The sequence below is a fragment of the Burkholderia sp. AU45388 genome, assembly GCF_030481585.1.
In the GTDB taxonomy this organism is placed as follows: domain Bacteria; phylum Pseudomonadota; class Gammaproteobacteria; order Burkholderiales; family Burkholderiaceae; genus Burkholderia; species Burkholderia sola.
In genome coordinates this window covers 160,511-180,314 of sequence record NZ_JAUJPV010000007.1, presented here as the reverse complement: position 1 = coordinate 180,314, position 19,804 = coordinate 160,511, and the positions used below count along the sequence as shown (strand labels likewise).

The 19,804-nt window shown below is 63.9% G+C and carries 18 protein-coding genes; 4 read left to right on the top strand and 14 right to left on the bottom strand.

Going from position 1 to position 19,804, the window contains the following annotated elements; genetic code table 11:
• Positions 1–133: 133 nt before the first annotated feature.
• The 4 genes from QZM72_RS15155 to QZM72_RS15140 all read left to right on the top strand — a co-directional run bounded on the left by QZM72_RS15155 (position 134) and on the right by QZM72_RS15140 (position 4,612).
• Positions 134–2,005 (top strand): ExeM/NucH family extracellular endonuclease, encoded by a 1,872-nt coding sequence (locus QZM72_RS15155; protein ID WP_301738543.1) that lies wholly within the window; start codon positions 134–136, stop codon positions 2,003–2,005.
• Between the two features lie 285 nt (positions 2,006–2,290).
• Complete coding sequence (locus tag QZM72_RS15150; RefSeq protein WP_089469271.1) at positions 2,291–2,677, top strand: YqjD family protein; 387 nt, start codon at positions 2,291–2,293, stop codon at positions 2,675–2,677.
• Positions 2,678–2,741: 64 nt separating this feature from the next.
• On the top strand, positions 2,742–3,326 hold the full coding sequence (locus tag QZM72_RS15145; RefSeq protein ID WP_301738542.1) for a YSC84-related protein: 585 nt from the start codon (positions 2,742–2,744) through the stop codon (positions 3,324–3,326).
• A 233-nt stretch (positions 3,327–3,559) separates the two neighbouring features.
• Positions 3,560–4,612 carry an AI-2E family transporter gene (locus QZM72_RS15140; protein WP_050017367.1) on the top strand — a complete coding sequence of 351 codons (1,053 nt, stop codon included), beginning with the start codon at positions 3,560–3,562 and terminating at the stop codon, positions 4,610–4,612.
• Between the two features lie 46 nt (positions 4,613–4,658).
• Here QZM72_RS15140 and QZM72_RS15135 read toward each other — a convergent pair whose 3' ends face one another.
• The 14 genes from QZM72_RS15135 to QZM72_RS15070 form a co-directional block, all read right to left on the bottom strand.
• Positions 4,659–5,123 (bottom strand): thioesterase, encoded by a 465-nt coding sequence (locus QZM72_RS15135; protein WP_301738572.1) that lies wholly within the window; start codon positions 5,121–5,123, stop codon positions 4,659–4,661.
• Between the two features lie 147 nt (positions 5,124–5,270).
• Complete coding sequence (locus QZM72_RS15130; protein ID WP_301738541.1) at positions 5,271–5,774, bottom strand: hypothetical protein; 504 nt, start codon at positions 5,772–5,774, stop codon at positions 5,271–5,273.
• Entirely contained in the window at positions 5,771–7,183 is a 1,413-nt protein-coding gene (locus tag QZM72_RS15125) for a hypothetical protein (RefSeq protein WP_301738540.1), read from the bottom strand. Before QZM72_RS15125 ends, QZM72_RS15130 begins: the two co-directional genes overlap by 4 nt.
• Complete coding sequence (locus tag QZM72_RS15120; RefSeq protein WP_089469445.1) at positions 7,180–7,437, bottom strand: PAAR domain-containing protein; 258 nt, start codon at positions 7,435–7,437, stop codon at positions 7,180–7,182. The genes QZM72_RS15125 and QZM72_RS15120 overlap by 4 nt, the downstream gene beginning before the upstream one ends.
• A gap of 34 nt (positions 7,438–7,471) precedes the next feature.
• Complete coding sequence (locus QZM72_RS15115) at positions 7,472–8,203, bottom strand: hypothetical protein (RefSeq protein ID WP_301738539.1); 732 nt, start codon at positions 8,201–8,203, stop codon at positions 7,472–7,474.
• A gap of 49 nt (positions 8,204–8,252) precedes the next feature.
• On the bottom strand, positions 8,253–8,951 hold the full coding sequence (locus QZM72_RS15110; protein ID WP_256979714.1) for a hypothetical protein: 699 nt from the start codon (positions 8,949–8,951) through the stop codon (positions 8,253–8,255).
• Between the two features lie 60 nt (positions 8,952–9,011).
• Complete coding sequence (locus QZM72_RS15105) at positions 9,012–9,740, bottom strand: hypothetical protein (RefSeq protein WP_089469263.1); 729 nt, start codon at positions 9,738–9,740, stop codon at positions 9,012–9,014.
• The gene (locus QZM72_RS15100; protein ID WP_089469262.1) at positions 9,730–11,691 is read right to left on the bottom strand and encodes a DUF3274 domain-containing protein; all 1,962 of its coding nucleotides are present in this window, start codon (positions 11,689–11,691) and stop codon (positions 9,730–9,732) included. Before QZM72_RS15100 ends, QZM72_RS15105 begins: the two co-directional genes overlap by 11 nt.
• Positions 11,684–14,203 (bottom strand): type VI secretion system Vgr family protein, encoded by a 2,520-nt coding sequence (locus tag QZM72_RS15095; protein WP_256979713.1) that lies wholly within the window; start codon positions 14,201–14,203, stop codon positions 11,684–11,686. Before QZM72_RS15095 ends, QZM72_RS15100 begins: the two co-directional genes overlap by 8 nt.
• Positions 14,204–14,336: 133 nt before the next feature.
• Complete coding sequence (locus QZM72_RS15090) at positions 14,337–15,353, bottom strand: NADP-dependent oxidoreductase (RefSeq protein WP_301738538.1); 1,017 nt, start codon at positions 15,351–15,353, stop codon at positions 14,337–14,339.
• A 37-nt stretch (positions 15,354–15,390) separates the two neighbouring features.
• Entirely contained in the window at positions 15,391–16,179 is a 789-nt protein-coding gene (locus tag QZM72_RS15085; protein ID WP_301738536.1) for an SDR family oxidoreductase, read from the bottom strand.
• Between the two features lie 521 nt (positions 16,180–16,700).
• Positions 16,701–17,291 (bottom strand): phosphatase PAP2 family protein, encoded by a 591-nt coding sequence (locus QZM72_RS15080; RefSeq protein ID WP_301738535.1) that lies wholly within the window; start codon positions 17,289–17,291, stop codon positions 16,701–16,703.
• Between the two features lie 80 nt (positions 17,292–17,371).
• On the bottom strand, positions 17,372–18,688 hold the full coding sequence (locus QZM72_RS15075) for an Nramp family divalent metal transporter (RefSeq protein ID WP_089469258.1): 1,317 nt from the start codon (positions 18,686–18,688) through the stop codon (positions 17,372–17,374).
• Complete coding sequence (locus QZM72_RS15070) at positions 18,637–19,698, bottom strand: helix-turn-helix domain-containing protein (protein ID WP_301738534.1); 1,062 nt, start codon at positions 19,696–19,698, stop codon at positions 18,637–18,639. Before QZM72_RS15070 ends, QZM72_RS15075 begins: the two co-directional genes overlap by 52 nt.
• Positions 19,699–19,804: the final 106 nt, after the last annotated feature.

The following is a 19,804-nucleotide window of genomic DNA, read 5'->3' as shown; positions in this document are numbered from 1 at the left end:
TAACAGCCGCGGAGCGGCTTGCCGCATCGTTGGCCAACCGGCAATGGCCGAACGGCCATTTCGACCGCAGCCTGACATTTTGCCTTCAAGATGCGGTCCCGAACTGTCGGATTTTCATCCTGTGGACCGCCCCATGTCACGCCCGCTGCCCCTGTTTGCCGTCGCGCTGTTCGCCGTGCTGTTCGTCGTGCTGCCCGTGGCCTTCTGCGCCCGACCGCCCCCCGCCGCGCCGCGAGTCAGCAGCGGCTGCGGCGGCGCGGCCACGGCGATTGCCGAGATCCGCCGCGCCGGCGGTCCGTCGCCGCTCGCCGGGCAAACGACGTCGATCGAGGCGGTCGTCACCGCGGCGTTCGGCGGCGCCGACGGCTTGGGCGGCTTCTTCGTCCAGCAGGCCGACGCACGGCGGCAGCGCCGGCCGGGCGTTTCGGAAGGCCTGTTCGTCTACGCGCCGAACGCGCGCGCCGAACCCGGCGATCTCGTGCACCTCACCGGCAAGGTCGACGAGCGATACGGCCGGACGCAGTTGACGCTGACGGGCCGCGTGGCCGTCTGCGCCCGCGGGCAGACGGTCACGCCGGCCGCGCTCACGCTGCCGGTCACGTCGCCCGCCGTCCTCGCCGCACACGAAGCCATGCGCGTACGCCTGCCGCAAACGCTGACGGTCAGCGATACCTACGAACTCGGCCGCTACGGCAGCATCGTGCTGAGCAACGGCCGGCTGCGCGTGCCGACCCAGGTCGCGCCGCCGGCCGGCGCTGCCGCGCAGGCAGCGGCCAACGCATTGAATCGCATCGTGCTCGACGACGGTTCGAACCGCCGCGACCCGCCGACCGTCCGCTATCCGCCGCCCGCGCTGAGCGCCGCCAACACGCTGCGCGCGGGCTACACGGTACGCGGCGTCGAAGGCGTGCTCGAGTTGCGCTACGGCACATGGCGGCTGCAACCGGCGGCCGGCACGGCGCCCGTATTCGATGCCGCCGCGAACCCGCGTACCGCGGCACCGGCCCGGCATCCCGATGCCGACGTGCGCATCGTGTCGTTCAACGTCTTCAACTATTTCAACGGCGACGGCCATGGCGGCGGATTCGACGCGCCGGCCAATCGCGGCGCGAAAACACCGGCCGCGTTCGCGCGCCAGGAAGCGAAGATCGTCGCGGCATTGCGCGCGCTGCGCGCCGACGTGATCGGGCTGATGGAAATCGCGAACAACGGCCACGGCGACGCGAGCGCCATCCGTCGGCTCGCCGCGCAACTCGGCGACGGCTGGCGCGCGGTCGATCCCGGCACCGCGCGGCTGGGCCGCGACGCGATCGCGGTCGCGCTGCTGTACGACAGCCGCACGGTCGAGCCGGTCGGGCGCGCCGCCACCGTCTCGCTCGGCGGCCGGCACCGCCCGCCGCTCGCGCAGACGTTCCGGCGCATCGGCGGCACGCGTGCGCTCACGGTCGCGGTCAATCACCTGAAGTCGAAGAACTGCCCGCATGCGAGCGGCGCCGATCTCGACCAGTCGGACGGCCAGGGCTGCTGGAACGCGGCGCGCACGCGGGCGGCCGCGCGCGTCGCCGACTGGCTCGCCACGTCGCCGACGGGCGTCGCGGCCGACGGTGTGCTGCTGATCGGCGATCTGAACAGTTATGCGAAGGAAGACCCGGTCCGCACGCTCGAAGCGCGCGGCTACGCGAACCTGGTCGCGCGCTTCGTCGGCGATGCTGCGTACAGCTACGTATTTCGCGGCGAAGCCGGCAATCTCGACCATGCGCTCGCCACGCCGCCGCTCGCCGCGCGCGTGAAGGCCGTGCGGTTCTGGCACATCAATGCGGACGAACCGCTCGCGCTGCAACCCGTGCCCGATTACAAAACGCGTGCCCGACGGGCGGCTTATTACGCGCCGGACGCCTACCGCGCGTCGGACCACGATCCCGTCGTCATCGACGTCGCACTGAACGACACCGGCACCCCGCCGGCATCAGGCACGAATCGTGCGCCTCCACCGGGCGTCGAGTAGTGCATTTGCATCAACAACCAACCTGCAACGGCACTATTTACCTGATGCCCGTGGCGGCGCCATATTTACCGGACCTTCACTGCGACCCGCTGCTCGACACGCTGTATCGCCCCGAAGCACGAAATTTTTTCAACCGCTGCGCCGCCCCGCGCGACGGGGCTTCCCGGCGATTCCGTCGACGAATTGAAAATTTGTCTCGAAACTCAATCGGATCAAGTGAATCACATAAGTTGCAGCGATTCTTCTTATCTTCAAATTGCCTTGAATCAAAGGAGGATAAACACCATGGCGCTTACCGACTCGATCGAACACAAGCTGGACCGCGGGCTGTCCGATATCCGTCGCACCGGCCGACGCGTGGGCCGCACGACGCGCGCGGCTGCCCGCGATCTGCATGACGACGTGACCGACGATCTGCGCGGGCTGGTCGACGAACTGGAAGATCTGCTGAAAAACGATGGCGACGGCGATATCGCCGCGCTGCGCAAGCGCGTGCAATCCCGGCTCGACGAAGCGCGCGGCGCGCTGGACTACGCATCGGGCAGCGCGGCCGCCCGGCTGCGCGAATCGGCCGAACGCGTGTCGCAGGCCGTGCACGACAACCCGTGGCAAACCGCCGGCGTCGTCGCGGGCCTTGCGTTCGTTGCGGGCTTGCTGCTTTCCCGCCGTTGAACGGGGCGGCGTGCACCGCCGCCCGCCTCGCCCGTCACTCATCAGACAACGAAGGAGAAACGCCATGCAGAAATCCCTCGCCATGAAAGCCGCCGCTGCCGTGATGCTCGGCAGTCTCGCCCTCGCCGGCTGCACGACCACGTCCGGCAAGCCCGATAGCGCCGCGGCCAGCGCGTCGAAGCGCGAGTCGATCGACGCCAGCGTGAACGCGACGTTATCGCGCCTGTATTCGACCGTGCCCGGTTCGCGCGACCTGGTCTCGAAAGCACGCGGCGTCCTCGTGTTCCCGAACGTGCTGCAAGCCGGCTTCATCGTCGGCGCCCAGTCCGGCAACGGCGCGCTGCGCGTGGGCGGCAGCACCGTCGGCTACTACAACACGTCGTCGCTGTCGGTCGGCCTGCAGGCCGGCGCGCAATCGAAGGCGGTCGTGTTCCTGTTCATGACGCAGGATGCGCTCGACTCGTTCCGCAAGTCGGACGGCTGGTCGGCCGGCGCCGACGCGTCGGTCGCGGTCGTGAAGGTCGGCGCGAACGGCGCGGTCGATTCCAACACGGCCACCGCACCGGTGGAAGTGCTGATCCTGACCAACGCGGGCCTCATGGGCGACCTGTCGGTGAACGGCACGAAGGTCACCAAGCTCAACATCTGACGATGCGGCGCGCGGCCTCGCGCCGCGTTCGCTTCCCGGCAGCGCCGCGGCCTCGGCCGCGGCGTTTTCGCATGTGCATCACGCAGCGGCTATGATGGCGGCACCTTTGCGGGCATACTCCGCATGGGCCGCCCGGCGGCGCGTTGCGGCGCGAACCTGAGGTTCGCGAACCGATCGCGCGCGGGACAACGAGATTCAATCAAACCACGCATCAATCTGCGCGAATGTCATCCATGGATAGCGGACACGATCACCAAAAATTCTTCTACTTCCTGCTGTTCGCGGTCACCGTCGGACTCTGCTGGATCCTCGCCCCGTTCTCCGGCGCGGTCTTCTGGGGCACCATTCTCGCGATCCTGTTCCAGCCCGTGCAGCGCTGGCTGGCCGCACGCTTCGGCAAGCGGCGCAATCTGGCCGCGCTCGTCACGATGTCGCTGATCATCCTGATCGTGATCCTGCCGCTCGTGTTCGTCACGGCGACGCTCGTGCAGGAAATCGCGTACGTGTACCAGGAGCTCAAGGACGCCCAGCCGAATTATTCGCAGTACTTCCATGACATCATCCATGCGCTGCCAACGTCGATCCAGAACCTGCTGCAGAAATACGGGCTGACCAACATCCCCGGCATCCAGAAGAAGCTGACCGACGGCGCCGCGCAGATCAGCCAGTTCGCCGCCACCCAGGCGCTCAGCATCGGCCAGAACACGTTCCAGTTCGTCGTGAGCTTCGGCGTGATGCTGTACATGGTGTTCTTCCTGCTGCGCGACGGCGGCGAGATCGGCCGCCGCGTGCGCCGCGCGCTGCCGCTCGACGAAGAACACAAGAACCTGCTGCTCGCGAAATTCACGACGGTCGTGCGCGCAACGGTGAAGGGCAACATCGCGGTCGCGCTCGTCCAGGGCGCGCTCGGCGGCCTGATCTTCTGGATCCTCGGGATCGAGGGCGTCGTGCTGTGGGGTGCGCTGATGGCGTTCCTGTCGCTGTTGCCCGCGATCGGCGCGAGCCTCGTGTGGGTGCCGGCCGCGCTCTACTTCCTGATGATCGGCGCGGTATGGAAGTGCGTGATCCTCGTTGCGTTCTGCGTCGGCGTGATCGGCCTTGTCGACAACCTGCTGCGCCCGATCCTCGTCGGCAAGGACACGAAGATGCCCGACTGGGTCGTGCTGATCTCGACGCTCGGCGGGATGGCGCTGTTCGGCATCAACGGCTTCGTGATCGGGCCGCTCGTCGCCGCGCTGTTCATGGCGAGCTGGGACATCTACGCGCGCGCCGAACAGGGCGAATGACACGCAGGCGGTGGCCGGCGATCCGCATGCGCGCGGCTCTCGCCGGTCAAGGATGACGGATATGGATCACGACGGGCGCCACGGCGCCCGTTGCTTCATCCGCCGCAATCGTCATCACGCCGCCGTACGGGCCGATGCGATGCGCGCGCCCGGATTCCAGCGACACGATGCGATTGTCGCGCGCGTCGTGCCAAGTTGCGCGAATCGCAGTTCCCGCCGACCGGGAAATCGGCTGGCCGTCCAGCCCCATGAGCGCCACGTGCGCGCCGGGCAAGCGCCGGCCATGCGCATCGAACCGGAGCGTCGCCGCCGTCGCGCGGCTTGATACCCCGATCGACGGCGCGTCGAACGTCACGTCGTACAGATCGACGAGCACGCCGGTAAATCGCACGATGCCATCCGCGTTCGCATGCCCGGCCGCACCGGCGCCCGACATCGCGAGCGCGGCGCCGATCCCCGTTGCGGCGATCCGCAGCCTGGCGCCGATGCGCCGCTTCGTTCGATCGCGCATCCCCGCCAGTACGTCCGGCCTTGTATTCGCGTGCATGTTGCGCCTCCCTGTTCGCCGCGCAAATGAAAACGGCGGCGTGACGCACCGGTCACGCCGCCGTTTGCTGGCAATGTCTTTAAGGAGAGCGGCCGAAACAATATATGGGAGCTACTCGTCAAGTGGGTGGATTAGGTCGCGACCGCGCATGAGTCGAGGCAGGGGAAGGTCACCGCACAACCGATAGAAGGCGTCCGCGACACGCACCTTGGGGCGGACGCGTGTCGAACTGATCCACAGCGGCGAACCCCGCTGCTTGTACCACCCCCAGCCGTTCGCCGCCGTGATCTGCATGCCCCGGTCGGAACATAAGCCGTCGGCGATGTCCTCGTGATACAGACGCATCGCCACCTGCTGTCGCCAGTGACGAAGCGCGTCCGGGCCAACCCAACACAGCGTCGCAGCCCACAGTCCAGCTCCTGGCATGAACGGCCAGGTGCTATCCAGTGCCTGTGCAGCCATCCAGCAAACGATCGTCTCCCACACCGCACAGAGAATCGCGCCCACCCAAAACAGATACAGTACGGCGTAGCGGCGATGATTGCTCCACCGCCCCCGCTTGCGAACCTCGCGTTCGATTTCGTGCCACGCATCGCGTGTCCCGAGCTTACTCATGTGCGTTCCTTTGACCGTTGCAACTCACTGAAAAAGTCGTCTTCCAGTAGACGCCGGTTCAGTATCGAACCGCCTATCTGGATCGGCAACATCAGGATCACGAGCGCCAGCACCGCCCAGCCGATCCACGGTCTCATGACGCCCAACGTCTCGGCTCCGAACATCGTCAAACAGGCCACCCCCATCAAGCCGATGGTCGCAGACAAACTGAGCATCCGGTAATACTCGGACTTGACGGGTTCAACCGGCGCCAGCTGTGTGCCAATCAGGTTCAGTTGCACACCGTGCCGTGTCGGCGTGGCGACCAGTTGTACGCCTTGGCCGTGCTGCACGATCTGCGCCGCCAATGCGCGCAGCAGCAGCGGGCTGACTGGCCCCGGCTCACCCATCGCTTCATCGAGGTCGTGCGTCGGCAAATCGAGCCCGCTGTCCTTGACCGCGGCTGCGGTAGCGTGCCGGAGATGTCCAGGTAGACTGCTCGTCCACAGGTGCTTGATCCGGTCGGGCGGAACCTGCTGCGCGCGCAGAAGAGCGGCGGTTGCGTCTGTCACCTCATCGGCTTCGGCCGTGATTGGCCGCAACAGATACGCCTGCGGCCTGCGCTTGCCACGGTAACTGCGCATCACGTCGGATGAGGTGGTGAGAAGCGCTATGGCGGCCTCCGACCAGGCCGGTGCCTGGTCAGCTCGATGCAGTTGGCAAGCAAGGGTCAGCACGAACTCCGCCGGCGGGTGATCGTTGCCAAACCAAGGTTCGGTGAGTGACAGCGGCGTATCGAGCGATACCCAGGAGAACGAGACGAGATCGGGCAGGCGTAAGCGCTGCCAAAGCTGCCTCAACTCGGACAAATCGTCCTGCGTTGCCGATTGCAGGTAGACGTGCATCGAGCGGGTGCGCGCGACGCCTGCAATCGTCGCTGACAATGGCGTCAACAGGCTGGTGAGTACGCCTTCGAGCCGCGCTTCGCTGGATGCCTGGTCATGGTTCGCCAGCGGTAGCCGTTTACCGGCATTCGCCGGACGCGGTCCTTCCAAGCCCAACATGCGCTCGCCCAGTTCGGCCTCCGGTGTGAGTGTCGTGCTCGCGACGATGACGACGCGCCGCTGCGCCCAGCGTCGCCAACTCGACTGGGTCTCCCGGCACAGGAAGTTCCACCAGTCCGTATCGTTGACCTCCTGCTCGTAGCCGCTGTAAAGGCTCCCGCATAAAGCAACCGTCAGCGCAAGCGGCAAGACCAGCAAGCGCACAAAAAAGTCGCCGGACGCGACCGGCTGCGGCCCCCAGGTCAGCACCGTGATGACCACACCGGCCGCTTGGATGACGACGTAGATGGCTAACGCGATCCATAGCGGCGGCGGCTTGCCGCATACGCGTGGCAAGGGCGGACGCATGTGCCATTGCATGCTCATGCGATCGACACTCCCGACGATTGGGCAACGACATGGCTGCCGCACTCGGTGCGGCACCGATCGACGACCCACCTGCGCCCGCTTTCGCTATAACCGACGCCCGTCTCGATGATGCGGTTATCGCCGTGCTCGGGGCACGACACGATGTCGTGTAGCAAGGCTACCTTGCGGCCGTCGAGGGCGAACGTGGACGAGGCGGTTTTGACGGTGCCGCCGTGTGTTGTGGAGTCACCGAGACAAACGGGATTTTTCATGGTGTTATTCCTTGCAGCGAGGGACACGCGCGTTCTAACGCACCAGCGGCGCATCGGGATTGGTCGGCTTGATTGATGCGTCGCACGTGATGCGGTCTTGACCGGAGGGAGTGCGAAGCTTCGAAAAAAGACCTGGTCTCTTCGACGCCAAAAATGTCGAACTGCGTACGCCCGGAGGATATGGCTTACTCAGATCGATATTCGGAAGCAACGGGTATTCTTTCACGTAAGGATCACCGTCTTCGTCGCCATAATCGACTTGAGCGACAAACAGCTTATCTTTCGTTGCTGCAACCGTAAATCTCTTCGAATCCTCGAACGGCTTATAGATGTGCCTCGCATATACCATTCCATGAAACGTGTTGCCACCATCCGTTGAGTACGCCATGACGGGGTTGCATCCTCTGTCGCCACAAACTGTATAAGGCGCGACTGCGGATGGAAACACGAGATTCATTCCAGTCGGATCGGCATTGATGATTCGCCCCTGGAAATTCTCGACGGTACCCCGCCCAAGCTTCCTGCGGATACTTGTTTTCGTATCGTTGTAGAAGGTCTCGCCGTGATAGCAATCACGATACCGCTCCAGCGTCACGAACCGGTGATCGTCAATTCGGTAAATGACTTGGGGCGGCGAATCATAAGGCAGTTCCTTGGCGCTCAGAAAGTCCGCGAGGTTAAACGAATGCGGCTTTTGTGTACTACAGGCCTGCATCATCAGCATCAGCGCGACAATGACGAGATTACGCACCATACGAATTTTCATAAACGGGATTTTTTCATGATGTTGTTCCTTGCAACGAGGGACGCGCGTTCTAACGCACCAGCGGCGCATCCGGGTTGGTCGGCTTGATTGATGAGTCGCACGTGATGCGGTCCTGGCCCGATGGCGTCCTTAAACCGAGCGGGACAGTTGTGTCGTATTCGACATGCTTGCTGTCAGGTATGTCGCTCTTGCCGTCGTAGACAAATCCCGGAATCAATGGATATGAAACGACATAAGAATCATATTGACGATGCTTTTCGATATAAACACGATCTTTCGTTGCCGATATCGTATATCTCCTCGAATCCTCGAACGGCTTATAGATGTGCCTCGCATACACCATCCCATGAAACGTGTTGCCGCCATCCGTTGAGTAAGCCATGACGGGGTTGCATCCTCTGTCGCCACAAACTGTATAAGGCGCGACTGCGGATGGAAACACGAGATTCATTCCAGTCGGATCGGCATTGATGATTCGCCCCTGGAAATTCTCGACGGTACCCCGTCCAAGCTTCCTGCGGATACCTGCTTTCGTATCGTTGTAGAAGGTCTCGCCGTGATAGCAATCACGATACCGCTCCAGCGTCACGAACCGGTAATTGTCAAGTCGGTAAATGACTTGGGGTGGCGAGTCGTAAGGCAGTTCCTTGGCGCTCAGAAAGTCCGCGAGGTTAAACGAATATGGCTTTTGTGTACTACAGGCCTGCATCATCAGCATCAGCCCGACAATGACGAGATTACGCACCATAGGGATTTCCATAAACAGGATTTTTCATGATGTCGTTCCTTGCAGCGAGGGAGATGCACATTAGCGCACCAGCGGCGCATCCAGGTTGGTCGGCTTGATTGATGAATCGCACGTGATGCGGTCTTGACCGGAGGGAGTGCGAAGTCCGTCCGGCATCAGCTTTTTCTTGGATGCCCATGCACTATCCGACTCAACGATCGGTTGATAAGGCTTGCTCCGATCAGCAAACGGGGCAAGCGTATATTGTCGAACGTTTAGATCGTATTCAGGGCGATCGCTTCTGTACTGGAATTTCTTGGCTATAAACAGCTTGTCGCTCGTGACCGCCACCGTATAGTCCTTCGAATCCTCGAACGGCTTGAAGCTATGAGGCATGTACGTCAAAAGATGGAAAGTCGCTCCGCCATCCGTCGAGTACCACAGCGGAACGGTACAACCTCGATCTCCGCATGAAATTCGAGGTGGAAGTGCAAGAGGCAGTACGATATTCATCCCTGTCTGATCGGCGTTGACTATTCGTCCTTGAAAATCCTCGAACAAACCAATTCCGATCTTCTTGCGAATGTTCGCCTTCGTATCGTTATAGAACGTCTCGCCGTGATAGCAATCACGATACCGCTCCAGCGTCACGAACCGGTGATCGTCAAGTCGGTAAATGACTTGGGGTGACGAGTCGTAAGGCAGTTCCTTGGCGCTCAGAAAGTCCGCGAGGTTAAACGAATACGGGCGCGGTGCACTACAGGCCTGCATCAGCAACAGCAGCGCGACAATGACGAAGTTACGCACCATTGGAATTCCCCCATTCGATTCGTTTTGCGTCGGCGCGGCTCTTTTCTTCCGCCACTGTGCTCCAGTCGATCATGTCCGGCTTTTCGACAGCCTTGAGAACACCGTCCGTAAAGTACGGATCGTAGCCTCGCGTCCAGTCAGCCTTCTTGATCAGTCGAGCCCAGAAATCCCAGTCCTCGGCAGCATCACAAAAACCAATCGGCAAGTCCCAGGCCACGACCCGTTTCATGAACTCCGCATGCGACGGAAGCGTGCTGTGATTGGTCGGCTCGGGACGGTAATTGTTGATCCGCTCCTGGAGTTCCTCTTGTGTTTCGAGTGAACGCATGCGCCCGCTGTTGGCATACACGTCTTCGCGTGTTTTGTATTCTTCGCGTTCATACATTGAGGCAAAGTTGGGAAAGGTGGGATCCAGATACCTTCCCTTTTCCGGGTCAAGCGGATCGGGAACAAACTTTCCCCACTCCGGCGCGACTTTGCGCGACTCTTCAAAATCCCGCATCTCTTCCGCCGTCAGCGGATTCGGTACCTGCTCCGCATTGATCGTGACGGTCTGGTTTGGCTTCGGTACCGCCCACAGGTTTGTCAGACCGAATACCCCGCCAGCCGGCCCGCGATTGCCATTCCAGAAGTCCGTCGTTTTCGCACCAGGGACCAACTTGTTCTCCGGGGTCGGCGGCAACGTGCCGAATGGCCGAACGCCTGATTCATCACCCACCGCCATTTCACGCGCCAGCATCCGCTGCTTGACGGTATCGCCCAGTTCCGTCAGCAGTTCATCGCCGATGCCTTGCCAGCCAATGCTTTGCAACGTCGTGATACCCATCACCCGATCATGCGGCGTGAAATAGACGTATAAGCGGCCGTGATTGTCGCGCTCCGGCACGCCGTAATGCAGCTTCACGTCCGGCCGCCAGAAATTCATGTCCTGCGTTGCACCGACGTGCAATTGCTCCATCATTTCTGCGGTGAAGACCCGCTTGTCCCGCTTGATGCGATTCGCAATCTGGCGGAACGTGTTAACGCGCGCCTGCGCGGTCGGTCGCTCGCTCCCGCAAGTCAACGCATCCGTTGTCTTGTCATCCATCGCGAAAGGCGAGTTCATCACGAACAATGCGTCGGGCGCGCGAGTCTTGCATAGGGCCGTCGCAGCCATCGCAATCATGGTGCCCTGACTATGCGACATCACAGTCACCGTGTCGCGCGGGCACTCGGTTCGAATTTCGTCGATCAGGTTTGCCAAACGCTGTGCGGCGTGCGCGTAATAGTCGCGCGGTGGCGCATCCTGCAACTGCCGTTCCACTTCCGTGTTGAGCCGTTGCAAGTCGAAGCCGTAGATCGTGCGCGTGAAGCCTTTTTCACTCCAAAGCTGCTGGAGGTTGTTGGTGCCGTTCTGGAATGGCCCGCCGCCCCAATACCACGGCGTGTTTTGGCGGTGGTCCTCAACCTTGTGTGGCGTACATTCCGGCGCCCAAAAATCGGAACCCTGCTGATCGCGCAACGCGATCCGCCAGTTCTTCTCCTGACCTTTCTGCGCCCGGTAGCCCCAGTAGAAGCGGATCACGGGCGAGTTACCTTGATCTCCCTTAGCGATATGCCTAGGGACAGGATATTCACCATCTGTCGTGCTGTAGGCATTTGCCTTCAGATCACTCCGATTTAGCCGTTCATTGAGCCCTTGACACAACGCCTGCTCTGCAGCCTCATACCACTCCCCCTCGGAATTCACGCCGTGCACGAAGATGACGACACCGGGCAAATGCGGGGGAATCCGCACCTCGGCTCGCACCTGATAGCCCGTCGGTGTCAGGTACGATTCCCAGAACGGCCGGCCCAGGTGATCGCGCTGCATCGGCACGATGCGGGTTGCGTCCTCATGCCGATAGTGCTCCGGCTGTGTTTCGGTCGGCGTGTTCGCCGTATCGCCCGACCGATTAACTGAATCATCCATTTGCTCGAGCTCCGTTGTCGTTGTTCTTCGACAGCATCAGCTTGATTCCCTGTGCGATGTCGTTCGGCGTCAACGACGTTTCCCCCTTCGCGCTCGTCACGCCCTCCACGAGTCGACCGTCCGCCAGTTGGATCTTGTACGGCTTGTTCTTCATGGGTCGTCCGGTCACGCCGTCGCTCAGGATGAACCGCTCGTCATTCGCCATCGTGGTTTGATCGAACTTCGGCAACGGCAACGACAGCGCGCCCGGACCTTCCTTCTGAATCTCGACGATCTTCAGAATCAGGCTTCCTGCACCGCCAATCTCGACGTTATCGCCCTGCACCTTGACGTAAGCCGTGCCGCCGCCACTGAGCACAACGCCATTGGCTGCGTTCGCCGTCAGCGTGCCCGCCGCGCTGCTCAATTGCATGTTCTGTTGTGCTACCAGTTCCATCGCGTCCGACTGCGCCTGAATCTGAACCTTGCCGCGTGCGGCGAACAGGCGAATGCCCATCCGGTGCGCGAACAGCGACAACACGTCGCCTGCGGCGATGGCGACATTCCGTATCGCATTCACGTTGAATCGCGACGACGTGGCGATGCTCACGTCCTTGCCCGCCGACACCATCACGCGGTCGGGAGTCGCCACGCCAATGCCGGCCGGCGCGGACAGCGCGATGACCGACTTTTTCAGGCCCGCCAGTTCATCTTTGAGCCACGCGTTTTCGGCCTTCAGGTCCGCGATCTCGGCTTTCGCCACCCGCGCAGCCTCCGCCAACCCATTCGCATGCGCCTGCGTCAACTGGAACTGGTTGGTCGCGGAACGCATGTCCGCCTGCTCCCCTCGCGCCTTCTCCTGCCGATCCGCCGACACGAACATGCCGCCACCCGCTCGCACGTGTCCGCGATTGTCCGTGCGCAGTTCGAAGCCTTCGCCACGCGGCTTTTGGTCACGGTCGACGGTGTGGCCGAGATTCAGTTGCGTCTTGCCATGCTCGGTCGCCAACTTGATGTGTTCGCGACCGTCCCGGTCGTCCATCTCCAGGGTGTTGTTCGACCGGGTCCGCAGGGTATTGCGCGTGCCCCACGGAACGCCCGAGACGATCGGGTCCGTGTGCTGCGCGGTATGGAGCACGTGGCTGATGAACGGCAAATCGACGCAGCCCCACAGGAAGCTCACGCCAACAACGGTGCCTTCGACCAGTCCAAAATGAAAGCCAGTTTGATTCGGTCCTGCGAATGGCTTGGCAAGACGCATCGGGCAGCTTCGCAGACCCGGCATCCGCGTGTCGCGGTCCAGATGAAGGTGAACGATATATTCGCCCTGCCCGTCCAGGTAAGGGTCTTTCCAGCCACCCGACGACGCGATGGTCCCCGTGATGACGCCGTGAATCTTCGGCCACGTCTCCGTCTTCAACGGCAGCCGGTATTGACGGTCGGACGGAATCGCGTCGAACTTCACGCGATACGCCTGCTTGCGCGACGCGCGACATGCCATCCGGACCACCAGCAAACCGTGCTCCGCATCGGGCAGCTTCCGGTTCGACAACTTCAACACCGACCCGGGCGTGAGGTCCAGCATGTCGCACTCGCCGCGATACTCGACCTGTTCGGCCAGCGCGGCCTCGCGCCGAAGCAGCGCTTCCTCCTTCGCCTCGTCCACGCTCTGGTTCGGCGTGCCCCACGTATATGCGTCGCCATAGGTGGTGCGGTCCTCACGGATCGGGCTGACTGCCTCGATCGGTTCGGAAAGCTGCGCCTCCGTGCTGAACGTGCGGACCGTATAAGTCTCCGGCAGCGTCCTTGCGCTCATCTGCAGTTCATTGACGGATTCGATGCCGCTGGATTCCAGCCCGCTGTGCGGCCGGTAGGCAACCGTCAGGCGGTCGGGATCGCGTCGGTAGTGCGCATAGTCGTCGCCGAAGCGCACCTGTTCGCAGCGCTCGCCCGCTTCGCATACGAACCAGATGCCCGAACGGCGGCACAGTCTTGTGATGAACGCGAGGTCGTCCTCACCCCACTGCATCACGAAGCTACGTTTGCGGTAGGTACGGTGCAACGTGAATTCAAAGCCGGCAAAAATTTTGTTGAACGCGTGTTCCCGGAGAATCTGTTCGATGATATCGGGAACGGTCATGTCCAAGAAGAACCGGCACTTCGGTGCATGACGAAGCAAGGCCAGTCGAGACTCCAGCACAATCTCGTAGAGGGACTGGTCGCGATGGGTATCCTTCAGCGCGAATCCCGTCACGACACCTTGCACACGTCGCGCGTCTTCCGGCTGCCTCCAACGGTCGCGCGGCGGAGGCTGGATCACGAACGTGCCGATCCTGTTCAGAAACTCGCCGCGCGACAGGTCATGGCGGGGATGGGTGAACTGGATGGTGTACTTTGTCGGCTCACCAATTCCGCGCGCGCCCTCGAACTCGTAGATGTCCGCCAGCGCGGCAGCGGGATTGCCCTTGATGTCGAGGCTGTAGAACTGGTGGATGTTGACGCCCGCGCGCGCGGTTGCGTTGACGATAGCCATGCTCGCTGTCAATAGGCCCTCCCAAATGTCGGCGGAATACTCCGCCGGACACTAACGGATCAGGACCCAAGCAGCAATCAGACGAATTCGAATTTATCGGAAGCGCTGACTCAGCGCGTGCGAGCGCTGCGGCTCACGCATCCGAATCGACACGCAGCACGAGCTTGCCGCGATGGTCGCCATCGAACAGCCGGTTCAGCACGTCCGGCGCGTTTTCGAGCCCATCGGCCACGGTTTCCTCGGCCTTGAGCCGGCCGTCGCGCAGCCAGCCGGAAAGCGTCTGCACGGCTTCGCGGCTCTTGCGGTAGTCGAGGATCAGGAAGCCGCGCATCGTCAGCCGCTTCGAGATCAGCACGCCGACGTCGTCGGCCGCGCGGCCGCTGTTGTAGCTCGAGATCACGCCGCACAGCGCGACGCGCCCGCCGATCACCATCCGCGACAGCACCGCGCGCATCACCTCGCCGCCAACGTTCTCGAAGTTCACGTGCACGCCGTCCGGCGTCGCCGCCTTCAGTTGCTGACGAAAATCGTCGGCCTTGTAGTCGACGGCCGCGTCGAAGCCGAGCGTCTCGGTCAAGTAGCGGCACTTGTCCGCGCCGCCCGCGATGCCGACCACCCGTGCGCCGTGGATCTTGCCGATCTGCCCGGCGATCGAGCCAACCGAGCCGGCCGCCGCCGACACGACGAGCGTTTCGCCCGGCTGCACCGGCGCGATGTCGGTCAGCCCGTAGTACGCGGTCAACCCGCTCATCCCGCACGCGCCGAGCAGCGTCGGCAGCGGCAGGCCCGACTGCGCGGGCAGCTTCACGAGCTGCGCGGCCTGCTCGGCCGGCACGACCGCGTAGTCCTGCCAGCCGACGAGCCCCTGCACGAGATCGCCTTCCGCGAACCCCGCGTTGCGCGACGCAACCACGCGGCCGATGCCGAGCGCGCGCATCACCTCGCCGATCGCGACGGGCGGCAGGTACTGCGGCACGTCGCTCATCCATACGCGGTTGGTCGGGTCCATCGACAGATACAGCACGCGCACGAGCACCTCGCCGTCGGCGAGCGCCGGCACCGGCGTCTCGACGAGCGAAAAATGTTCGCGGCCGACCCGCCCTTCCGGGCGCGTCTTCAGCAGCAGTTGGCGATTCACGGGTGTCGACATGATGTTCTCCTCCAATCGTTGTGGTTCGGGATGCGCGTCAGACCGCGCACATGCCGCCGTCGATCACGAGTTCGGCGGCCGTCACGAAGCGGCTCTCGTCGGACGCGAGATACACGGCCGCATGCGCGACGTCGTCAGGCTCGCCGAGCCGGCGCAGCGGAATGCCGCGCGCGAGCTTGCGCGTCGCGTCGCGTTCGCCGAGCGACTGGAACAGCGGCTCGACGATCCCCGTGCGGATGAACGCCGGGTGAATCGAATTGCAGCGCACGTCGATCTCGCGGCGCGCGCAATCGATCGCAACCGACTTCGTCAACGACGCGACCGCCGCCTTCGACGCGTTGTACGCGGTGAAATCCGGCTCGACCTTGAACGCCGCGACCGACGAGATGTTGATGATCGACGCGGGATGGCTCTCGGCCAGATACGACAGCGCATGCTTGCAGCCGAGCACGATGCTCTCGACGTTGATCGCCATCACGCGCCGCCATTCGTCCAGCTCGATTTGCGCGGGCGAGCCGATCGAGCCGACGCCCGCGTTGTTGACGAGCACCGACAGCCCGCCCATCGCATCGGTCGCCTGTGCGAGCAGCGTCTGCCAGCGCGCTTCGTCGCGCACGTCCTGGGTCGCGGCGAATGCGACCGGCGTCGCGCGGCCCGCGTTGAGTTCCTGTGCGAGCGCGTTGAGCACCGCCGCTTCGGCGATGTCGGTCACGAACACGTGCGCACCCTGCTCGACCATCCGCCGCGCGATCGCGCGGCCGAGGCCGCCCGCGGCGCCCGTGATGTATGCGCACTTGCCGGCGAGGCGCGGAGAAACGATTGTCATGTGCCTGCTCCTGTCTGAATCGTCGTCGCGGAACGTTGCCGCGACGAGGTGTCCGGGCTTTCCGTGCCTTCAGGCCCGCTGCCGGTCGACGTGCGCCGGTGGCCGGTGCGCCGACGTGACGACGCGCCGCACGGTTTCCGCGAGTATATCGAGATGAACGCGATGAACGCGACGCATGCCTGCCCGGCCGGGCAGGCTATCCGCGGTTGAACGACAGCCAGCGTACGCGAATGCCGCCAATCGATGAAATGAATATTCGTTATGCCCGGTCATAGACATCGTTCATGACCAGCGCGTACCGGCGTCGATGCGCGAGCCCAAGCGGGCCGACCGGGCGGACTGGCGAGCGGGCGGATTTTCGGGATACCGGGCGTTGCGCTCCCCTCGACCGGGGAAACAGGGGGAAGCAGTCGGAAAAATGAACCGGCGCGGCATCGTGCGACCCGCCGGAAAACCCGGGAAAACGCCGGACGAACGCCAGCGGCAGGAAGGCGGCGCCGAAGGCCCGCCTTCGGTACCGGTCAGAACCGGTCGCCCGACGGCGCGCGCACGAACGCGCAGAGCTGCGGCGAATGCGTGTCGATCATCTGCTGGAATGGCGCACGGTGCCCGTACGCGATGCCCGACACCAGCAGCAGGCACGCCGCCGCGACGCGCGGCGAAAACGCGCGCTGCCGCGCGCCATCGTAGCCGCGCAGGAACACCAGCGCGACCAGCGCGCCGAGCATCCAGCCGACGACGACTTCCGGCACGGTGTGCGAATGATCGAACACGCGCGCGACGGCCGTGATCGCGCCGACGGCCAGCCCGGCCGCGATGCCGGGCGCCTTGCCCGGCCGGAACGCCTGCCACAGCATCGACAGCGCGACCGTCCACACGGACGTCGACAGCATCGTATGGCCGCTGATCACGCGGAAATCGAATTGCGGAAGCTCGACGCCGCATCCGGCGTACAGGATCTTCGTCGCGCCGACGAGCCCCATGCCGGCGGCCAGCAGCACGCCCCAGCGGGCGGCGAGGCGCCAGTCGGTCAGCACGAGCCATGCCGCGCAGGTCAGCGCGATCGGCAAGGTCAGCGCGGCATCGCCGATATTGCTGATTTCACTCCACATAACGGACTTCGGGGTCGATCCAAAGGCGGCAGTTTACCGCATGCGCGCCGCACGCCTGTGTCAGCCTGTGACAGGCTGTATCAACCCGCGACACCGGTAATCAGCAGCAGGTTCGTGCCGGTGATCACGGCGAACAGCGCCCACGCGGCCACCTGCATCCCGCGGCCGATCGCGTGTTCGCCCATCGTATTGCGGTCGCTGACCGAGCGGATCAGCGGCCACATCGCGAACGGCAACTGCAGGCTCAGCAGCACCTGGCTCCAGACGAGCAGTCGCCCGACCGAGCCGTCGCCGAGCCACAGCACGCCGATCAGCGCCGGCACGAGCGCGAGCCCGCGCGTGATCAGCCGGCGCTGGTAGCACGGGATCTTCGTATGCAGGAAACCGTCCATGATGACCTGGCCGGCGATCGTGCCGGTCAGCGTCGAGCTCTGCCCCGATGCGAGCAGCGCGATGCCGAACAACAGCGCGGCCGCGCCGCCGGCGATCGGCGTGATCAGCCGGTACGCCTGTTCGATGTCGGTCACGTTGTGCTGGCCCGTCGCATGAAACGCGGCGCCCGCGACGACGAGGATCGCCGCGTTGACGAGCATCGCGACGAACAGCGACACGCAGGTATCGATGCGCACGAGCGCCAGCGTGTCGCGGATCACGCCGCGCGCGCCGCCGACCACATGCCGCGTCTGCACGACCGACGAATGCAGGTACAGGTTGTGCGGCATGATCGTCGCGCCGACGATGCCGAGCGCGAGCACGATCGCGTCCTTGCGGTCGTGGCCCGGGTCGCCCGGTACGAGGCCGCCCACCACCGCGTGCCAGTCGGGCGGCGTGATCGCCACCTGCGCGACGAAGCAGAACGCCATCGTCGCGATCAGCCCCAGCACGATCGCCTCGATCTGCCGGACCCCCTTGCCCTGCAGGCCGAGCACGATCACCGTGTCGAGCGCGGTGAGCACGACGCCCCACGCGAGCGGCACGCCGAGCAGCAGCTTGAACGCGAGCGCGCAGCCGAGCACTTCCGCGATGTCGCACGCGATGATCGACACTTCGGCGGTGATCCACTGCACGACGCGGCCGAACCGGCCGTAGCGGTCGTAGCTGGCCTGCGCGAGATCCTTGCCCGCGACGAGGCCGAGCCGCGCCGCGAGCATCTGCAGGAAGATCGCCGCGAGGCTCGAGAACGCGACGACCCACAGCAGCGAATAGCCGAACTGCGAGCCCGCCTGGATATCGGTCGCCCAGTTGCCGGGATCCATGTAGCCGATCGCGACCAGCAGGCCGGGGCCGAAGAAACGCTTGAGCTTCTGCCAGCGCGGCGCGGTGGCGTCGACCGTGATGCTGCCCTTTACTTCCGACGGGCAGAAAGGGGCGGTGGCGGTAGTGGGGAGGAAGGACATGGAAACCGGGAATCGAGGTCGCGACACGACGATTCTACGGGTATCCGTCCCGTTTTCTCGCGCGCCGCCGCGCACGCGTCGCAATTCGCCCCGTCGCCGTCGCAACACGCGGCGGCAGCTCCGTCATCCGGATTGGACGACGCCGCGCCGTGCGCGAGGATTCTTTCCCGCTCGGCGACACGAAATTCCGTCGGCGACATCAACAGGCGCTGGCGAAACAGCTTCGCGAGCCGCTCGCCGCTGCCGAACCCGGTGCGCCGCGCGACCTTGTCGGCCGGCAGCGTCGTATGGATCAGCATGTGGCACGCCCGTTCGAGCCGCACGTGCTGGACGAACTCGGTCGGCGTCACGCCGATTTCCTTCTTGAAGCGTCGCAGGAAATTGCGCTCGCTCATCGCGGCCGCCTGCGCGGCGTTGGCGATCGAGATGCGGTTCACGCTCTGCGCGCGCAGCCGCTGCGCGGACATCCGGATCGACGGGCTCGCGCTGAGTTCGCGGAACGCCCACATCGACTGAACATAGCGCTGCTCGACCGGCCGCATCATGTTGCTGGCGATCTCCTGCGCGGCGCCGTCGCCGAGGTCGGCGCGGAACATGTCGAGCGCGGCGGCAAACACGTCGGTCTCGCCGGCCCGCGATTCGATCGTCGTGGGCGCGCGGCGCCGCGCCCTGCCGGGCCGCACGTCGATCGACGACGGCCGCCGCGCGGCGGCGAGCGCGGGCAGGTCCATCGCATCGACGATCCAGCGCGCATGCTGGCGAACGTCGGCCAGGCGCTGCTGCAATGCGTCGTCCCAATTGACGGCCGCGCGCTCGCCATGAAGATGAAAGAACGCGCACGCACGGCGACTGTGTTCGTCTCCGAACGGATCGGCCGCGATTCTCACGCCGGACGACGACTGCAATAGTCCCCCGCTTTCGGATACGTACTTGAGCTGATAATCCACGCCGTATCCATGCAGGCGATTCGCCAGGTTGAAGGCCTCGCCAAGACGCGCGGCCTGGGCCAACGAAAACCCCGTACTCAAATAGATAATGACCCACCGCTGATCTGCTGCATTCACTGGCCAAGCCCCCGACTTGTTCGACTTCTTCTAATACCGTCGAACTGTCAGG

Coding starts and splice junctions, on each gene's coding strand:
- QZM72_RS15100 (WP_089469262.1), bottom strand. CDS start 11,691: ATGGATGATTCAGTTAATCGGTCGGGCGATACGGCGAACACGCCGACC.
- QZM72_RS15145 (WP_301738542.1), top strand. CDS start 2,742: ATGCAGAAATCCCTCGCCATGAAAGCCGCCGCTGCCGTGATGCTCGGC.
- QZM72_RS15125 (WP_301738540.1), bottom strand. CDS start 7,183: ATGAGCATGCAATGGCACATGCGTCCGCCCTTGCCACGCGTATGCGGC.
- QZM72_RS15085 (WP_301738536.1), bottom strand. CDS start 16,179: ATGACAATCGTTTCTCCGCGCCTCGCCGGCAAGTGCGCATACATCACG.
- QZM72_RS15090 (WP_301738538.1), bottom strand. CDS start 15,353: ATGTCGACACCCGTGAATCGCCAACTGCTGCTGAAGACGCGCCCGGAA.
- QZM72_RS15150 (WP_089469271.1), top strand. CDS start 2,291: ATGGCGCTTACCGACTCGATCGAACACAAGCTGGACCGCGGGCTGTCC.
- QZM72_RS15120 (WP_089469445.1), bottom strand. CDS start 7,437: ATGAAAAATCCCGTTTGTCTCGGTGACTCCACAACACACGGCGGCACC.
- QZM72_RS15105 (WP_089469263.1), bottom strand. CDS start 9,740: ATGGTGCGTAACTTCGTCATTGTCGCGCTGCTGTTGCTGATGCAGGCC.
- QZM72_RS15095 (WP_256979713.1), bottom strand. CDS start 14,203: ATGGCTATCGTCAACGCAACCGCGCGCGCGGGCGTCAACATCCACCAG.
- QZM72_RS15140 (WP_050017367.1), top strand. CDS start 3,560: ATGGATAGCGGACACGATCACCAAAAATTCTTCTACTTCCTGCTGTTC.
- QZM72_RS15130 (WP_301738541.1), bottom strand. CDS start 5,774: ATGAGTAAGCTCGGGACACGCGATGCGTGGCACGAAATCGAACGCGAG.
- QZM72_RS15110 (WP_256979714.1), bottom strand. CDS start 8,951: ATGGTGCGTAATCTCGTCATTGTCGGGCTGATGCTGATGATGCAGGCC.
- QZM72_RS15075 (WP_089469258.1), bottom strand. CDS start 18,688: ATGTCCTTCCTCCCCACTACCGCCACCGCCCCTTTCTGCCCGTCGGAA.
- QZM72_RS15155 (WP_301738543.1), top strand. CDS start 134: ATGTCACGCCCGCTGCCCCTGTTTGCCGTCGCGCTGTTCGCCGTGCTG.
- QZM72_RS15080 (WP_301738535.1), bottom strand. CDS start 17,291: ATGTGGAGTGAAATCAGCAATATCGGCGATGCCGCGCTGACCTTGCCG.
- QZM72_RS15115 (WP_301738539.1), bottom strand. CDS start 8,203: ATGAAAATTCGTATGGTGCGTAATCTCGTCATTGTCGCGCTGATGCTG.
- QZM72_RS15135 (WP_301738572.1), bottom strand. CDS start 5,123: ATGCGCGATCGAACGAAGCGGCGCATCGGCGCCAGGCTGCGGATCGCC.